Origin of the sequence: Undibacterium sp. 5I2 (assembly GCF_035019605.1) — a bacterium.
In the GTDB taxonomy this organism is placed as follows: Bacteria; Pseudomonadota; Gammaproteobacteria; order Burkholderiales; family Burkholderiaceae_D; genus Undibacterium.
Map to the genome: position 1 here is coordinate 1 of NZ_JASJVS010000146.1, position 938 is coordinate 938.

At 49.9% G+C, this 938-nt stretch carries 1 protein-coding gene; it reads left to right on the forward strand.

Annotation, left to right across the window (positions count from 1 at the left end; all coding sequences use genetic code 11):
* Positions 1–23 precede the first annotated feature (23 nt).
* Positions 24–938 (forward strand): IS4 family transposase (locus QN359_RS19745; protein WP_322247784.1); only part of this gene is annotated, 915 nt, incomplete at its 3' end.

Consider the following 938-nt stretch of genomic DNA (forward strand, 5'->3'; position numbering starts at 1 on the left):
CACTGCTGTCCGGAATAATTTTCTTGACTAAGCTGCAGGGGGTTGCAGGCATTGGTTTACGAGTGTTAACCTCGGTTTACCAACTTAAAAACCAAACCTGCAACATGTACAGAATAAACACTTTTCAAGAGTTAATGAAGGGGCTACCGCGTGGAGTCTTTGATCAACTCGTCAAAAAACATCAAGCTGACAAATACAGCAAGCATTTTGGTCACTGGGATCAGCTCGTGGTGATGACCTACGCTCAATTAAGCGGAACAACTGGCCTGCGTCCTCTGGAGGCCAGCTTTAACAGTCATGTCGCCCATCATTACCATCTCGGCACTGGTCGTATTAAGCGCTCCACTCTGGCTGATGCCAACAGTCGTCGCGGCGATACCGTATTTGCCGATGCGGTGACATGGCTCATGCAAAAAGTGGCACGGCCATTGCGTCAACAAAGCAAGGAGCTGCTCTACCTTCTGGACTCCACTTCCATTACCCTCAAAGGGCGCGAGTTTGATCGCTGGACGCTCTCCAATAAAACGCGAAATACACAGGGTGTCAAACTCCACATCCTGTACGCAGAACAAGCGCAGATACCCATTTGGCAAAGTATCAGCGCAGCCAATGTCAATGACGTGGAGAAAACCAAAGAGCTCCCGCTGCAGCAAGAGGTGATCTACGTCTTTGACAAGGGCTATTGCGATTACAACTGGTGGCATCGGATCGATATGGCGGGAGCACAATTCGTGACCCGTTTCAAGCGTAATGCAGGCTTGCGCATTGAGGAAGAACGCAGTATTCCCGCAGAGGCCACAGACATCGTCCTGCAAGATCAAATTGTGCGTTTTAAAAACAGACATCCTGGTGGCAAACGCATCAATCAGTACGAGAAGCCCTTGCGCTGCATTACGGTAGCCAGAGCCGACAAACCTACGCCATTAGTACTGGCAACC